Origin of the sequence: Acinetobacter sp. BMW17, assembly GCF_001592855.1 — a bacterium.
GTDB lineage: Bacteria > Pseudomonadota > Gammaproteobacteria > Pseudomonadales > Moraxellaceae > Acinetobacter > Acinetobacter johnsonii.
The window spans coordinates 17,340-33,127 of record NZ_LSOD01000036.1 but is presented as its reverse complement, the minus strand read 5'-3'; the positions used below and the strand labels follow the sequence as shown (position 1 = coordinate 33,127).

The 15,788-nt window shown below is 41.3% G+C and carries 11 protein-coding genes; 5 read left to right on the top strand and 6 right to left on the bottom strand.

The genetic code is table 11. From position 1 onward, the window contains the following. Nucleotides 1–75: 75 nt before the first annotated feature. The 4 genes from AXW61_RS10970 to yccS form a co-directional block, all read right to left on the bottom strand. Complete coding sequence (locus AXW61_RS10970; protein WP_240487459.1) at nucleotides 76–606, bottom strand: YdcF family protein; 531 nt, start codon at nucleotides 604–606, stop codon at nucleotides 76–78. Nucleotides 607–652: 46 nt separating this feature from the next. Further along, nucleotides 653–3,319, bottom strand: coding sequence for a sulfite reductase flavoprotein subunit alpha (locus AXW61_RS10965; protein ID WP_062034330.1), 2,667 nt, complete (start codon nucleotides 3,317–3,319; stop codon nucleotides 653–655). A 175-nt stretch (nucleotides 3,320–3,494) separates the two neighbouring features. Beyond that, nucleotides 3,495–4,055 (bottom strand): YcxB family protein, encoded by a 561-nt coding sequence (locus tag AXW61_RS10960; protein ID WP_004981126.1) that lies wholly within the window; start codon nucleotides 4,053–4,055, stop codon nucleotides 3,495–3,497. Nucleotides 4,056–4,140: 85 nt separating this feature from the next. After that, a complete protein-coding gene (yccS, locus tag AXW61_RS10955) occupies nucleotides 4,141–6,315 on the bottom strand; it encodes a YccS family putative transporter (RefSeq protein WP_062034408.1) in 2,175 nt (724 codons plus the stop codon). Between the two features lie 141 nt (nucleotides 6,316–6,456). Between yccS and AXW61_RS10950 the strand changes: the two genes are divergently transcribed. Then, nucleotides 6,457–7,656 carry a multidrug effflux MFS transporter gene (locus AXW61_RS10950; protein ID WP_062034407.1) on the top strand — a complete coding sequence of 400 codons (1,200 nt, stop codon included), beginning with the start codon at nucleotides 6,457–6,459 and terminating at the stop codon, nucleotides 7,654–7,656. A gap of 77 nt (nucleotides 7,657–7,733) precedes the next feature. Here AXW61_RS10950 and AXW61_RS17825 read toward each other — a convergent pair whose 3' ends face one another. Continuing rightward, nucleotides 7,734–7,967, bottom strand: coding sequence for a hypothetical protein (locus tag AXW61_RS17825; RefSeq protein WP_062034329.1), 234 nt, complete (start codon nucleotides 7,965–7,967; stop codon nucleotides 7,734–7,736). A gap of 803 nt (nucleotides 7,968–8,770) precedes the next feature. Between AXW61_RS17825 and AXW61_RS10935 the strand changes: the two genes are divergently transcribed. The 3 genes from AXW61_RS10935 to AXW61_RS10925 all read left to right on the top strand — a co-directional run bounded on the left by AXW61_RS10935 (nucleotide 8,771) and on the right by AXW61_RS10925 (nucleotide 13,340). Next, a complete protein-coding gene (locus AXW61_RS10935; protein ID WP_062034327.1) occupies nucleotides 8,771–10,042 on the top strand; it encodes a DcaP family trimeric outer membrane transporter in 1,272 nt (423 codons plus the stop codon). A 505-nt stretch (nucleotides 10,043–10,547) separates the two neighbouring features. Beyond that, the gene (gene gltS / locus AXW61_RS10930; RefSeq protein ID WP_058869175.1) at nucleotides 10,548–11,789 is read left to right on the top strand and encodes a sodium/glutamate symporter; all 1,242 of its coding nucleotides are present in this window, start codon (nucleotides 10,548–10,550) and stop codon (nucleotides 11,787–11,789) included. A gap of 75 nt (nucleotides 11,790–11,864) precedes the next feature. Continuing rightward, nucleotides 11,865–13,340 (top strand): alanine/glycine:cation symporter family protein, encoded by a 1,476-nt coding sequence (locus AXW61_RS10925; RefSeq protein ID WP_062034326.1) that lies wholly within the window; start codon nucleotides 11,865–11,867, stop codon nucleotides 13,338–13,340. Nucleotides 13,341–13,395: 55 nt separating this feature from the next. On the opposite strand, the gene chrA is transcribed toward AXW61_RS10925, so the two are convergent. After that, entirely contained in the window at nucleotides 13,396–14,583 is a 1,188-nt protein-coding gene (gene chrA / locus AXW61_RS10920) for a chromate efflux transporter (protein WP_062034325.1), read from the bottom strand. 138 nt (nucleotides 14,584–14,721) lie between these two features. Between chrA and AXW61_RS10915 the strand changes: the two genes are divergently transcribed. Then, entirely contained in the window at nucleotides 14,722–15,720 is a 999-nt protein-coding gene (locus tag AXW61_RS10915) for a patatin-like phospholipase family protein (RefSeq protein WP_062034324.1), read from the top strand. Nucleotides 15,721–15,788: the final 68 nt, after the last annotated feature.

Genomic DNA, 15,788 nt, shown 5'->3' with positions numbered 1-15,788 from the left:
CCCCAGGTTGAAACTTAATACGAGATCAAAGGGGTCAATTTTACTTTGCCATTTGTAAGGTAAAAGGGGTCAATTTTAGAATGCCGTTGACACTTCAGCTTCACTATTTTTTTGCTGAAAGGAGAGGCCGCCACTGACGACCATAATACTGTTGGGATGGTGCTTGGCATAGCTTGCCGCTTGATCTAAACGGCTGGCCAATGTTGGACTCGGTTTGCCATGCTTCAGACCACTGCCAAGAACTACAATAGCGGGTGCAGCGACATGAGGGGTATTTTGTTGAGTTGAAAACCCTAAAAAGACGAAGAAAATGACTAAGCTAAAAATCCAAACAAAGAAAATCGCCCAAGCCCAACGCCATATTGATTGTCTGATTGTATTGGTTTGAATATAGGCGATAAGTTTAGGATAAGCCAGTGCATAAATGATTAGACCTAGTCCAATCAATAAGGGTAAGAGAGCGCCAAAATTAAAGCGTAGTTGTAAAACAAAATACAAGCCGTCTGCGAATAGTAATGACCCAATAATAAAACTAATGACTCTTTTTGATTTTTGCATATAGGCTTGTGGGTTATCGTTTGCATGGATTCTAGCAAATTTACGCATGAAAAAATCGAGCACTGTGGCTCGGTTTTTTACTTGGGCTTAGTGTTTAGTAAACATCACGACGGTAACGACCTTCTTGACGCAATTGATCTAATTTTTCTTCGCCTAAGATTTCAATTAGGGCAGCATCGACATCGCTCGCCATACCATTAATGCTACCGCAGACATAAATTACGGCACCATTTTCAACCCATGTTTTAAGCTCAGTGGCTTGTTCACGTAGTTTATGGTGTACATAGACTTTCTCTGCTTGATCTCGCGAGAACGCTAAATCTAATCGTTGTAGCATGCCTGTGGTTTGCCACGCTTCAATCGTACTTTGATAGAAGAAATCATGTTCACGTTGACGCTCACCAAAGATCAACCAGTTTTGAGTGTAGTCTAGGCGTGTACGTGAATGGAGTAGACTCATTAAACCTGCGATGCCTGTGCCGTTCCCAATACAAATGATAGGACGGTTGTCATTGATCAAGTGGAATGATTCATTGGTACGAATACGTAGTGCGATAGGTTGTTGAAGCTCGGCATGTTGGGTTAACCAACCAGAACCTAAGCCCAGTTCACCTGCTGAATCTTGCTGTTGGCGCACGACCAAACGTAACACTTGTTGAGTTGGTACACTTGCAATCGAGTATTCACGTGTAGGTAAAGGGCTCAATTGTTCCAGTAAATGTTCCAAATTGGCAAAAGGTTCAATCTCTGCGCTGAGGTTCTTATCCCAAAGCGCTTGCTCAATCGAAATGGCTAAAGACTCAACGATGCTCTGCGCTGCAATGTGATGCTTTTGCATAAAGGCTTGGATACGTGCTTTGCTGTTACCTGGTTGAACTTCAGCAATATCACCTGCTTGCCATGTTGCATCGAAGTTGGTTTTTAGCTCAATATTATAAGCATGTGCTCCGACACTATTTGGATTGAGTACTTCACGTTGTGCCAAATTCCATTGATCAAAGGTTTTGTCAATATTCATGGCTTGAAGCTCAAGTTTGGTTGCAGAGGCAAGAACACTGTTCCAACGTTGAATATCATTGTTATCTGCGTTGTTGACTTCAATGGTTTCAAACAAAGCATTTGCACCATTGGTTTTTAACCAACTATTAATGCGATGTCCAAAACTACAATAGGAGTCAGGATATTCTTGAGAGCCTAAAGCCAACACGGCATAGTGAAGGTGTGACAAATCCAAAGTTGTATTTAAAAATTTCTTTTCAAAACTACTGGCTAGGTCAGGTGCTTCACCCGTGCCATAAGTACTTGCAACAAAAAGCACTTGCTCAGCAGCTTTTAAGTCATCCTGTGCTAAGTGTTGTACAGCTTTAACGCTTACAGGTTGTCTTGCTTCTTGTAAGCTGGTTGCAGTACGCCAAGCAATTTGTTCAGAAACACCCGTTTGAGTTGCATAGGCAATGAGCCATGGTTTCGCATGTGGATCAACCGGAACATTCAACGCTCCACCACGGGCTTGCTGGGTGAGTTTCTTTTGTTTACGGCGTTTGAGATACAGCATCCAACCCGTTACAAAGAACAGTGGCATCATCAGTGATGCAAACATGGCAAAGAATTGATAAATTGGGCCAAAGAAGCTACCACGGTGTACAGGAAGCATACTGCTCATGATTTTTTCATTCAGCTTCTTCTGCTCATATAACTCCATTTTTTCAATTTGTGAAGTTTGATAATTGAAGACCGCTGAATTTCGTGCCCGCTCATGTTGTGGAATTGCATCTACAAATGAAAGTTCAAGTGTACCATCAGGCTTTTTCGGAATATTTAGGGTCAGGGTTGAATAGTCTCGACCAACTTGTGCGTTAAATCCTGTCCAAGTTTGGGTTAAAGCAATTTGCACTTGTTCTGGAGATAAGCCTTTACGCTCACCATGTTGTTCGCCTTGCCCACGTTCGCCACGTGCAGTGTGCTCACCTTGTGGGCCGCCACGACTTTGCTCACGTGATTCGCCACCACGAGCACCAGCCTGTTCACCACGTGGGCCTTGAGCTGCACCAGTATTTGGACGGGGTCCTTCTTGCATTTGTGCTTGTGGGCGTTCAACGCCGAGGACTTTAAACATGCCATCGCGCCACCAATCATAAGACCAGTACAGTCCTGTACAGGCCAAGATCAGATAAAAGATCACCACCCAAGTACCAACAACAGCATGCAAATCCCAAATGAAGTTACGTCCTTTCAATTTAGGTTTAATAAAAAACCATTGTTTGATGGAATGACGTTTGGGCCAACGTAAGTACAGGCCACTCAATACAAAGAAAATAAGCATGAGGGTACAAGCGCCAGTAATTTGTTTACCGACAGGACCAACAGTTAAATTACGATGCAACTGTTGAATAAAGTTAAAAAACTCACGGCCTTTAACTTCGGGTAAGACTTCAGCAGTATACGGGTTCACCATCATGTTATAACCACGACGTGCGCCTTCTTTCTCGATATTAACCGTACTTGAAGTGCTTGGCTCTTGAGCAATCGTAATACTATTGATTTTGATGGCAGGATCTTGTTTTTGGAAATGTAGATACAGCTCAGCAGGGGTTAATTTATTGTTTTGTGTTGCTTGAACGGTATAGCTGTCTGGGTTCATCCATTTTAAGATTTGTTGTTCATAAGAATAGATAGCCCCTGTGACGCCCATAAGCGACAGGATAAGACCCGCAGTGATTCCCAAAAACCAATGCACTTGGAAAAATGTTTTTTTAAACATGGCGATACTTAATGGTGAGCGATTTGTTGTGCGCAAATTATACCTGAAGATTGAGAAGATAATATGGATTTAGAAATTAATATTTATTCTCATTATCATTTGTATTCGAGGGTTTAGGATATAAAAAAACCTCCAAAAGTTGGAGGTTTTTTTTTACAGAAAAGAAAGGCAGGACTTAAAGTGGCTGCGCTTCACCAACTGTTTCTTTTAAATGTTTACGAATCGTATTAAACGAGAAGTTTTTGCTATCCATGCGTTTTGGCAGAATGTAAGCCCCTTCTTGGCCTTTCACTTTGAATTTAATCAACAAAAACTCAGGTGTGTTATACCATTCGTAGATGTCTTTCCAACCGATCGCACCGACACCTTCTTGCATGCCCATTTGCTGGCGCATAATCAGACCATGAGGTTGTACGCCTAAACGAATGCCTTTAATTTCCTGAACTGGAAACTCATTCATTTTGCGTTTCACATACCATTCTAAGCCGAATTTACGGACTAAAAGGTAAACCACGACGCAGGCGATTGCGACCCAACAAAAGATGGTTGAATAATTTTTGAGTAAAATTAGGCCAAGAATCGAAAGGGCTGTAACGACAGCCATGATGATCCAAGCTTTCATGCTAATTTTGTTTGTGCTACGCCAAATTTTTAATTGAGCATCGCGTTGTTCAGCTTCAGTGATTTCATAGGTCACAGGCTGTAAAGTATAAGCGTATAAATTTTTCGCGGTCATAGTGAAAGTAACAGATTTAAAACTGCAAAAAGTTTAGCATCATTTAGAGCATTTCAGTGAGTATATTGTTCCAAAATCACCCAAATTATAATGAAGCCAGTTCTGTGGCCTCATGATCCCGTTCGTGGCTTAAACTTTGCTTCAAACGACTGAACTGATTCAAGATGCTAAACATCAACGAAAGCTGTTGTAAAATAATCAATGCTTTCTGATCTTCCTCATTATTTTGGCTTAAACGCTGACGAATGGTCTGTAGCATATTTTGCGCAGTTAAATCAGGCATTTCATCCCGCAGGAGCGCACCTTGGATATTGTCAAAAGCGCGATCCATCAATTCTAAAATTTCTGGGTCGTCAATTTTTTCACGATGAGCTCCCAACGCGGCAATATAGCTAATAAAGGTATGATTGAGGCACAAGAACTCAAACGCCAAGCTCTTTTGCGTTGGGTCAAAGTCGGGCTCGGTGGCTAAAGTTGAAATGAGTGAAGCAACTTCGGCATCGGTATTGTGTGCGGCACGACGGACCACACGATAATTCAGGCCATTGTTGCGTCCAGACTTATATTGTTCAATCACCTCAGCCAAATAATCACATTGAGCGGAAAGCGAGCGGTAAATTGTGCGGGGTAGGCGACGGAACTTCCAGTCAGGGAAAATGAAACTCACGCCTAACCATGCCAGACCACAGCCAATTAAGGTATCCATCATGCGCGGAAGAGCAGCTTCGTATCCCATACCATCTAAGTTGAAATTAATCAGCGCCAAAATAGTGATGAAAGCGGTGGCTTGTGCATATTGTTTACTGCGCAGCTCAAAGAAAAGTACCCCGCTGATGACCAAAACGAGAAGTTGTCCTTCAATCGAAGGTACAAAGTACAATACGGCATACCCTAAAATGATTCCGACCAACGTTCCTACGATACGTAAACGTAAACGACGTTTGGTTGCGTTGAAATTGGGCTGACTGACAAATAGTGCTGTAAGTAGAATCCAGTACCCATATTCAATGTTAGTGACTTGAACAAAGATATATCCAACCAATAGCACGATAGACAGACGAATCGCGTGTCGAAATAACACCGACTCTGGGGTGAGATGTTGTTTAATCCGAACCTTAATGTCATCCCAGCCTTTCAGATCATCATCTTTGAGTTGGCTTTCGATATGCTTAGCTTTATCGAGTTTAATATTGCGTTCAGTTTCTAAGTTGCGTAGCTGTGCATCAATAGACTTTAAGTTTTGATACAACGAAAACAGAGCATTGACCCAAATTTGGTCGTATTGTTGTTCGTCTCTGAGCTTTTCTAATGATAAACGCAGGTTTTCAAATGCATGTTTAAAGCGCTTATTATGGGTATAGGTTTGACGGTTTAAAATGCTGCTGCTTAAGTCCTTACAGGCTTTGGCTTGTATAGATAAGATTCGTTGAAAGCGGAATAAGATATCGCTGTGTTGAAAAATTTTCGCCAGTTTTTGATAGTCAATATGTGCTGAATCTGCACGCTCGTGAATATCTTGCGCCACAAAATAATATTGCAGGCTGCGACGTGTATCTCGTTGTCCACGGTCACCTTTTAAACGGGTGAGTAGGGCGGTTTTCATGTCGTTGAAAATTGCAATTAATTTACCATTTTCCAACGACAGTTCAATCATACTCTGTTGATAGCTATTAGCTGTCATATCGACATCAAACAGGTTGGATTTGGCAAACAGAAAATCGGCGAGTGAGGAATAGCACTTCGATAGATTGTCCTGCACCTGACGCACAGGAAAGAGCAGAAAACTGATGGTTGAAATAACACTATACCAAATTGCTCCAATCACCAGTAGAGATGGTTGTGTATACCAGTTGTCAAAAAGCCCGACACCAAGCATGGAGTAAACGGAAACCACTAAACAACCATAGGAAATGATGGCATAACGACGTCCCAGTGAGCCCAGTAAAATCAGACCAATACACGAAACGATTAGACCCAGTGCGAATAAAATTGGGTGCGGAAATAAAAAGTAAATCGACGTTGCGGTAATGAAAAAGCCAATATAGGTAAAAATTAAATTCATGATTCGCACGGAAAAGCGGTCATCAATATCACTTAAACCCGCAGCAACAGCGCCGAGTGTCAGCGGAATAGTTGCCAGTTGAAAACCCATAAAATATGGAACAAAAGCAGTTCCTGCAAAGGTAATGACCATGCGGAGGTTATACATGAAGGTTGTATTATAAGTAGCCTGTTTTAGACTGGTCAGCCATGCTTTCAAAGGACACCTTTGTTTGTCGCTTAGGGTTGGACAATTTTCAAATAAGAGAATATGTGAAATTTCACCTGCTCTGGTATAAATCATACTATGGAGCGTGTAAACTTGTCTGCAAACTCTCCTTCCAAAACACAAATTAATCCTATGTCGACTACACAGGAAAAAGCGGTCTATTCCAACGCTTGGATTCTCTTACTTGCTTCACTGACTGCACTCGGTCCACTGTCTATTGATATGTATTTACCCGCTTTGCCACAAATGGCGAATGACTTTGGGGTAAGCACACAAATGGTGGCCAACAGCTTACCTGCGTACTTCTTGGGCTTGGCGATTGGACAACTGATTTATGGACCTGTAAGTGACCGAATTGGGCGGAAAAAACCGCTGTATTTTGGCCTAAGTCTCTACATTATTGCCAGTTTACTGTGTGTGTTTGCAAACAGTGAGTGGAGCCTCATTGCCGCCCGGGTTTTGCAAGCCTTAGGCGGTTGTGTGGGTGTGGTGATTGCTCGAGTTGCGATTCGTGATCGTTTAGATATGCAAGCCTCAGCCCAAGCATTTGCCAGTATGATGATCGTGACCACCATCGCGCCGATTATTGCACCGAGTTTAGGCGCGCTGGTACTGAGTTTCAGTAGTTGGCATAGTATTTTCGCCTTTTTGATGGTCGTTGGTTTGGGAAGCCTGTGCTGTGTACACTTTTTCTTTGAAGAAACTTTAGACCCGAAGCGCCGTTTAAAGCTTAACTTTAACCAAGTTTTAAATCTCTACGGGGCGATTCTGCAAGATTCAAGCTTTAGACGCCCGATGTTTGTTGGATGCTTTGCTGGGGCTGTACTCTTTTGTTATATCAGTGCTTCTGCTGCCATTCTGATGGATGGTTATGGCTTAAGTCAGCAAGTTTTTGCCTATGCCTTTGGTGCCAATGCAGTTGGCATTATGCTGTTCTCGACCTTAAATAAACGTCTGGCACAAAAGTTAAGTGTTTTTCAGCGCTTAAAATTAGGCAGTTTTTTGCAGTTGGCTGGTGTGGGGCTGTTGTTGGTAGCGGGCAGCATGATGCATGCGCCCTTATATATCGTATGTGCAGGGATGTTTCTCGCTGTCGCAGCAATCGGTTTTACAGGGCCAAATGCCATGGCGATTGCAATGTCTGAACAGGGTGCACGGGCAGGAACGGCCAGTGCGATTATGGGCAGTATGCAATTTGGTTGTGGTCTACTTTGTGGTGTGATTCTTAATTTTCTACTCTGGTCGGCACTTTTGAATATGGCCATTGTCATGGCTATTTTTGTGGCTTTGGCTTTGTATTATGTGTTTAAACTTGAGCACGAAAAAGCCTAAAAATTGAAGTTATGACTATATAAAAAAAAAAGAGACTTATTTTAGTCTTTTTTTTATTTAAATGAATGCTTTAAATCTTAGTCATTATTTAATAATACTGCAAAATCTTCAACTGATACGCGTGGTGTTATAAAGTGATTGACGATCTGCTCAGGATCCGCATAATCCAGTGCCATGCCGCAGACCAATTCTTCAAATTGTGCAGCACCAAGTATATTCAGCACGAGAGCATGAAGATGATTCCATGCGGCTTGTGGGCAAGTCTCTAAGACTCGTACTTTGGCTGCAATCATGACATTTTGCATCATCATTACAAATTCATTTCGCGCCGATGCTCATAGCTTGATTAACTATTAAGAATAGTCCAACAGGTGTATCAAAAAATTAGTCATTACATGATTGCTGCTGTGCGATTTTCGCTTTTCACCTTTTTGAATATTATGCAAGCCATACGAGCCCTAACCATTTTCGCTGCGGTGCTCAATAAAAGGCGAAATCCATTTTTCTGGATAATATGCAAAACTTTTTTGTTGTTCGATGTTTTTTCAGGATGTTCAGACGGTCTAAATTGAGTATGACAGGTTTGCTCAAACATTTTGTTAGGAGTTTTCCTATGAGCACATCTATTTACCATAACCGTGTATTCGTGCTTGGGGATATTTTATTCATCATGCTCAATAATCATCTGAATAGTTAGACTTTTTTGGTGCAAAGCTGTGATTTTGACTCATCATTGGGCATAGGTGGTTATCTATTAGACTAAGACTTTAGTTATAAGAAAAAAATATAGATCTCAAATAAAACTCAGTCTATATTTAAGAAAATATGAAGAATTGTTACTTAATTATTGCAAAAGTCTGTCTGAATTGTAATTTGATGCTTCAAAGCCAATCGCGAATAACATCAATTATAGTTTGAAATTGTGTGCATTAGACTTTAGTGGCAAGAGTAATAAAAGGTCATATCTTAAAACATCGAAATGTGCGATTTTTCATCTTTATAAGATTACTTTGCATATGAAAAGACCAAAACGGAGTGGTCTTTTGTGCAAAAAAATTTTACTGAAATGGAATTTTTGATTCACTATTAACAATGTAATAAAGGAAGTTTGTGTATGCGTTTAGCCCTCAATAAAAAGCCATTTATCGCTCAAAGCCTAGCACTTAGTGTGGCTGCTCTGATGATGACAACAACTCATGCTGCAACCAAAGAACAACAAGAACTCGCGCAATTACGCGCTGAAGTTGCAGAGCTAAAAGCATTAATGCAACAACAGCAACAAGTTCAACAACAACAAGCAGTTCAGATTCAACAAGTGAAAGCACAGCCTGTGCCTGTAAAAACTGAATCTCCACTGTCTTCGTTCAAATCTAAGTCTGGCGCAGACATTAACTTTTATGGTTATGTACGTGGTGATGCAAACTATATTATTGAAGGTGCGGATGACGACTTCAACAAAGTTTCAAGCTCAAATGGTCAAACTAAAGACAAACTGCGTGCAACAGCGAAAACCACACGCTTAGGTTTTGATTTTAATACCAATGTGGCTGGTGATAACAAATTGGGCGGTAAAGTAGAAGTTGACTTTGCAAGTAGTGATAATGATAAAAGTGAAAATCTTCGTATTCGTCATGCATATTTAACTTATAACAACTGGCTTTTTGGTCAAACTACATCTAACTTCCTGTCTAACCATGCGCCAGAAATGATTGACTTCGGCACGAACGTGGGTGGGGGTACAGCACGTATTCCACAAGTACGTTATGGCTTTAATTTAGCGCCTGCAACGAAATTATTTATTTCGGCTGAAGAAGGCAATGGTAGTGGTACGGATATTAAATATAGCGTACCGAACCTAACAGCGAAATTGACACAAGGTTTTGCTGATGGCAAAGGCTCTGTGTCTGCTCGTGCTTTAGTTGAAAACTATAAATCGGCTGATGACTCTGATACAGCTTGGGGCTTAGCTGCTGGTGTAAACTATCAAGTAATGGACCCACTAAAAATAAGTGCTGATGTGTCTTATGTGGATGGTAACAGTAACTACTTGTATGGCAGCAACTCTGCATATGTGGTTAATACTTCAAATGGCAAGATTGCACAAAATGAAGCGTTTGGTGTACAAGTCGGTGGTACGTATAAATTCAACGAAAAATTACGTTCGACTTTAGCGTATGGTGCTCTATTTGCAGATGACAGCACAGATTATGCAACTTTAAACCCTACAGCAAACGAAGAAGTTTATCAAGCATGGATTAACTTCATCTATTCACCAGTTAAGCCATTGGACTTAGGTGTTGAATATATCAATGGTAAACGTGATACCTTTGCTGGTAATAGCTACAAAGACAACCGTGTTGGCTTAATGGCGAAATACAGCTTCTAATCATGTGATGATATAGATGTAGTTTAAAAAACAGGAGCTTTAGGCTCCTGTTTTGTTTGAGTCGAGAAATTTATACAGACTAAATACATTTTGAATATAGACTTAAGTATTGGGTCAGAAAAGAATAAGTGAAATAGTTGGAAATTATTGTAAAAAAATAAAGATTATCTATAAAAAATCTGCATAATGTCCGTCTTTCGCCCATATTGTGCATTTATTGCTTGTTTTTAAAGCAATATGGGGCGGTTTTGTGATTTTTTTCAAAAACCGTATCTGTGTCCAAACATTATTGGGCATTACGTTATTTCAGTTTACTCATCGTGTAGAACTGAACATGTTATGCATCAGATCGCTTAGTTTGTTACCAATTTACCCATTGCCTGAATTTCCATACGCAAGACTGAGTTTGTCTCAGATTTACGAAATATCTCTTGAAGTATCAATGGATTCGGTGGCTTATTAGCCAGATAACAAAATCTAAGCATCCGCTTTATGGACAATTGTCATGGAATTTACTTTTAACGCTTTTTATACCTTGATTGCAGCCGTCATCGTTTTGTTACTTGGCCGCTTCTTGGTAAATAAAATTGGTTTCTTGAAACGCTACAACATTCCTGAGCCTGTCGCAGGTGGTTTAGTTGCAGCGATTATCTCCTTGGTTGTGCATAGTCTTTGGGGCTATAGCATCACGACCAGTAGCGAATTGCAAACAAGTTTTATGCTGATTTTCTTCGCCTCAATTGGTTTAAGTGCAAACTTTGCCAAATTGCGCGAAGGGGGAATTGGTCTGGTTATTTTCTTGATGGCTGTCGCATCATTTATTGTGGTGCAAAACTTTGTCGGCATTAGCCTTGCAACTTTATTGGGTATTGACCCACTTATTGGTTTGATTGCAGGTTCAATTACCTTAACTGGTGGTCATGGTACTGCGGGTGCTTGGGGTGAAATTCTAGAAGTTAAACATGGTATCCAAGGTGCATTAGCTTTGGGTATGGCGAGTGCGACATTTGGTTTGATTATTGGTGGTTTGATTGGCGGTCCTTTAGCGAAGTTACTTATTAACCGCTATCAATTGGCGACACCACGTACCAATGAACAAATTGAAAAGAGTGATAACACGCCACTGACTGATATTAATTCAACAGAATATGTACCGTTTGAATATCCACATCGTGTGCGTTTAATCACTGCGGATAATGCGATTACGACATTAGGTTTGTTTGCAGGCTGTTTGGCTTTTGCTGACTTTATGACCGGCCATATGAAAGGCACAATGCTTGAGTTACCGACTTTTGTTTGGGCGCTTGCAGGTGGTGTGATTTTACGTAATGTGTTGGAAGGTATTTTCAAGGTTCAAATCTTTGACCGCGCGATTGATGTATTTGGTAATGCATCATTGTCGTTGTACCTTGCGATGGCTTTGCTTTCATTGAAATTATGGCAATTGGCTGACCTTGCTGGTCCGCTTGTGGTAATTTTAGGTGCGCAAACAATTACGATGGGCTTGTATGCTGCATTTGTGACATTCCGTGTGATGGGTAAAAACTACGATGCTGCTGTGTTATCTGCGGGTCACTGTGGATTTGGTATGGGTGCAACCCCGACTGCGGTTGCAAACATGCAGGCGATTACCAACATGTATGGTCCTTCACACAAGGCATTCTTAATTGTGCCTTTATGTGGCGCCTTCTTTGTAGACTTGATTAACGTGGCTGTCATTCAGTCTATTTTGCAATATTTTAACTAATTGGAAATGCAATTTGCCCTAGGAAACTAGGGCTTTTTTAGCTTTCAGGTCTTTCACAATAATTAGGATATCGAGATGAATGATCAATTAAATGAAACATTACTCGGGTGGGTGAATACACTGAATGGACCTCTGTGGGACTTTTTGGTGATTTTCCTTGTTGCGGTGGGTGTGTTTTACACCCTAATTACGGGTGCAGTACAGGTTCGCTTATTTTTGCACAGCATCAAGGTCATGAAATCAAGCCGTAAGGAATGTGATGATGATCATGGCATTACACCTTTTCAGGCTTTTGTCACTGGGCTTGCAAGTCGTGTAGGGGTAGGTAATGTCGCGGGTGTTGCGATCGCAATTGCGATTGGTGGACCGGGTGCCGTATTTTGGATGTGGGTCACAGCATTTTTGGGTATGAGTTCGGCTTTTGTTGAGTCATCTCTTGCACAGTTGTTCAAGGTGCGTGACCAAGAAAATAAACAGTTCCGTGGTGGACCTGCGTACTATATTACCCAAGGCCTGAAACAAAAATGGTTGGGTATAGTCTTTGCTGTTGCACTTATTTCAACCTATGGTTTTGTGTTTAACGCAGTACAAGCCAATGCAATTACAGGTGCAACAGCACATGCATGGGGATGGGATAAAGCCAATCTAGCATTTGAACTCGGTGGCATTCATATTGTGGTCTCTTGGGTTGGACTAGGTCTAGTCTTGCTGACCGCAATGATTATCTTTGGTGGGATCAAACGTATTGCCAAAGTGGCAGAAAGTTTTGTGCCATTGATGGCCTTGTTGTATTTGGCGGTTGCTTTATATATCGCCGTAATTAATTACGCTATTTTACCTGATATCTTCCAGCTCATTTTCTCTAAAGCTTTTGAATTTGAAGCTGCTGCGGGCGGTTTCTTCGGTGCGATGGTTTCTATGGCAATGATGATGGGGATTAAACGTGGTTTATTCTCTAATGAAGCAGGTATGGGTTCAGCACCGAATGCGGCAGCTGCATCGGATGTAAAACACCCTGTAAACCAAGGTTTGGTACAAATGCTCGGTGTATTTGTGGATACCTTCGTGGTGTGTTCATGTACAGCGATTATTATTTTGGCCTCAGGACTTTATCATGATGCGGGCTTTGAAGGCGTAGCGCTCACCCAAATGGCTTTAGAGAGCCAAATTGGTTCTTGGGGTGATGATTTCCTTGCAACGATTTTGTTCATGTTTGCCTTTTCATCGGTCATTGGTAACTATGCTTATGCAGAAGGGAATGTGCAATTTATTAATAACAATGCCAAGGTGATGTTTGTCTTCCGTATCTTTGTTTTGATTATGGTGTATCTCGGTTCAGTGATGAGTGTGCCTCTCATTTGGAACACTGCCGATTTGTTCATGGGCATTATGGCCACCATTAACTTATTTGCTATTTTGCTGTTAACACCATTCTTGTTGATGCTGTTAAAAGACTATTTGGCACAGCTTAAAAAAGGTGTGAAAGAGCCAGTGTTTAAATTGGATAACCATCCTAAATTTAAAGACAAAGTCAAATCAGATATTTGGTAATCTTTTAGCAGAATTAAAAAAGCCTCTACATTGATAGGGGCTTTTTTATGGCTATTTAACCGCTAAAGTAAAAGAACAGCTGATAGAGTGCAAAACTTAAAATCAGGCTTAGCCAAATCGGGAGTTTGGTTCGAAGCATTAAAATTACAGCGATTACAAAAACTAAGTCAGTCCAATGCTTGAAATAACTTTGTCCCATTTGTATCACTAAACACAGCAGTAAACTTACCACTGCCGCATTAATCCCAATCACGGCTTTTCGTATTGCAGCTTGCTGCATAAGCCAAGACCAATAGGGCAAGGCTGCAAAGATTAAAAAGAATGAGGGCAGAAAGATTGCTAAAGTGGCTAGAACCACATTCAGCCAAACAAACGGAGTTAAAGGCAGTAAAGCACCTAAGTAACTTGCGAAACTAAATAAGGGGCCGGGCATGAGTTGAGCCAGCGCATAACCCAAGTCAAATTGTTCGGCAGATAAAATATGGCTGGAGACGAAGTCCTGATGTAAAAGTGGCAAAATAATATGCCCACCACCAAAAACCAAAGATGCTGCTTGGTAAAAACTGAACAGGCTCTGTGAGAAGAGTGAAGAAGATGAATGCAACACCATAAAAACTACAAAAGGCAAAACAAAGGCAATTAGCCAAAGATAAGTCTGCTTTGCTTGGACTTTTGATTTTAAGCTGCTGTCTTGGAGCTTTGATGTCGAATCTGATGCGAAATAAATACCGACGAGAGCAGCAACAAAGATGACGATAACTTGGCTGAATGACCATGGCACAAAGTAAAGAAACAAGGTGCTAAGTAGCATCAGCACATATTGCCAGATAGTTTTGCAGAAACTTGTCAACATTTGCCAAAAGGCCCAGACCACCACAGCAAAAACGATCAACTGAATGCTATGTAGTGTCATCGCACTGAGTTGATTGAAATACTGCTGACCCAGTACCGCGAAACATGCCATGAGGAGCATAGACGGCAAAGTAAAACCGAGCCAAGCCGCGCACGCACCGCGGTAGCCTTGGAGTTGATAACCAATGGCAATACCCACTTGGCTGCTGGTCGGTCCTGGGAGCAATTGTGCGAGAGCAACCAACTGGGCATATTCAGCATCACTCAACCACCGAAGTTGTTGTACAAAATGTCGGTGAAAAAACACCAAATGAGCAGCAGGGCCACCAAAAGACAAGCAGCCCAATTTTAAAAAATGCAGAAAGATGCGAATGAGCTGCTGAGTGTGCATGTTGAATTATGCTGAAAAATTGAAACAGATTATAATAGAGAAATATGACGCTTTTACGAAAAACAACAGTACTTGGACTGCTGATTTTCATACACTATGCTGCTGGAAAACTTCGCTCTATCTCAACCTCGGTGAATCATGTTAAACATTAAACTTAGCCTTATGTCGTTTACATTGCTCGCTTTAGCAGGCTGTCAAAGCATGCCCAAAGTGGCTCAAGAAACGCCAAATCAGGCTTTTTCAGCCGAAACTGAGTCAGGGGAAGCCCAAGAGCGACTCAACCAGATTAACTTTAAACAGCTCAAAAAAGAACAAAACCGCCCAATCATTGCTTTGGTATTGGGGAGTGGTGGTGCACGTGGTTATGCACATATTGGCGCAATTCAAGTTTTAGAGCAGTCGGGGATTCGTCCCGACTTTATCGTGGGAACCAGTGCCGGTAGTATCGTCGGTTCACTGTATGCTAGCGGTAAAAATGCCAATCAAATTCGTGATATTGCGCTGAATATGAAAGCCAATGATGTGCGCGATATCCGTTTGGACATGAAAGGTTTCTTTGATGGTCAAAAAGTTGAAGACTATGTCAATGAGCAAGTAAGCGATGTTCCACTACAGCGCTTACCTATCCCGATGTATGTGGTGGCCACGCAGTTAAAAGAGGGTAAAAAAGTCGTCTTTAACTATGGCAATACTGGTCAAGCAGTTCGAGCATCGGTATCGATCCCGAGTATGTTTATTCCAACCAAAATTGGTGCCGATGAATATGTAGATGGTGGTTTAGTCAGCCCCGTACCTGTTGATGTGGCACGCAAGTTAGGGGCAGATATTATTATTGCGGTCGATATCTTGGCACAGCCGATGTATACCGAAACCTCAAATATTTGGGGGCTGTTTAACCAAAATATCAATATTATGCAAAAGAACCTTGCGCAAATTGAGCTGAAAAATGCAGATATTGTGATTCAGCCAGACTTGCGCGAGAAAGTACATATTTTTGATGTCAGTGGACGTGAGTTGACCATGCAAGCTGGGGTCGATGCAACCGTTGCGCAGTTAGGACAGATTCAAAAAGTTTTTGCGCAGAAAAATTATAAGCAAAAATTGAATATTCAAAATATCCAAGCGCGAACGCATTGATCACGCTTGATTTAGACATAAAAGCTTGAATGGGCTTTTATACATCACTATAACTCGAAAAACAGTCA

Coding starts and splice junctions, on each gene's coding strand:
- AXW61_RS10970 (WP_240487459.1), bottom strand. CDS start 606: ATGCGTAAATTTGCTAGAATCCATGCAAACGATAACCCACAAGCCTAT.
- AXW61_RS10965 (WP_062034330.1), bottom strand. CDS start 3,319: ATGTTTAAAAAAACATTTTTCCAAGTGCATTGGTTTTTGGGAATCACT.
- AXW61_RS10960 (WP_004981126.1), bottom strand. CDS start 4,055: ATGACCGCGAAAAATTTATACGCTTATACTTTACAGCCTGTGACCTAT.
- AXW61_RS10950 (WP_062034407.1), top strand. CDS start 6,457: ATGTCGACTACACAGGAAAAAGCGGTCTATTCCAACGCTTGGATTCTC.
- AXW61_RS17825 (WP_062034329.1), bottom strand. CDS start 7,967: ATGATGATGCAAAATGTCATGATTGCAGCCAAAGTACGAGTCTTAGAG.
- AXW61_RS10935 (WP_062034327.1), top strand. CDS start 8,771: ATGCGTTTAGCCCTCAATAAAAAGCCATTTATCGCTCAAAGCCTAGCA.
- gltS (WP_058869175.1), top strand. CDS start 10,548: ATGGAATTTACTTTTAACGCTTTTTATACCTTGATTGCAGCCGTCATC.
- AXW61_RS10925 (WP_062034326.1), top strand. CDS start 11,865: ATGAATGATCAATTAAATGAAACATTACTCGGGTGGGTGAATACACTG.
- chrA (WP_062034325.1), bottom strand. CDS start 14,583: ATGCACACTCAGCAGCTCATTCGCATCTTTCTGCATTTTTTAAAATTG.
- AXW61_RS10915 (WP_062034324.1), top strand. CDS start 14,722: ATGTTAAACATTAAACTTAGCCTTATGTCGTTTACATTGCTCGCTTTA.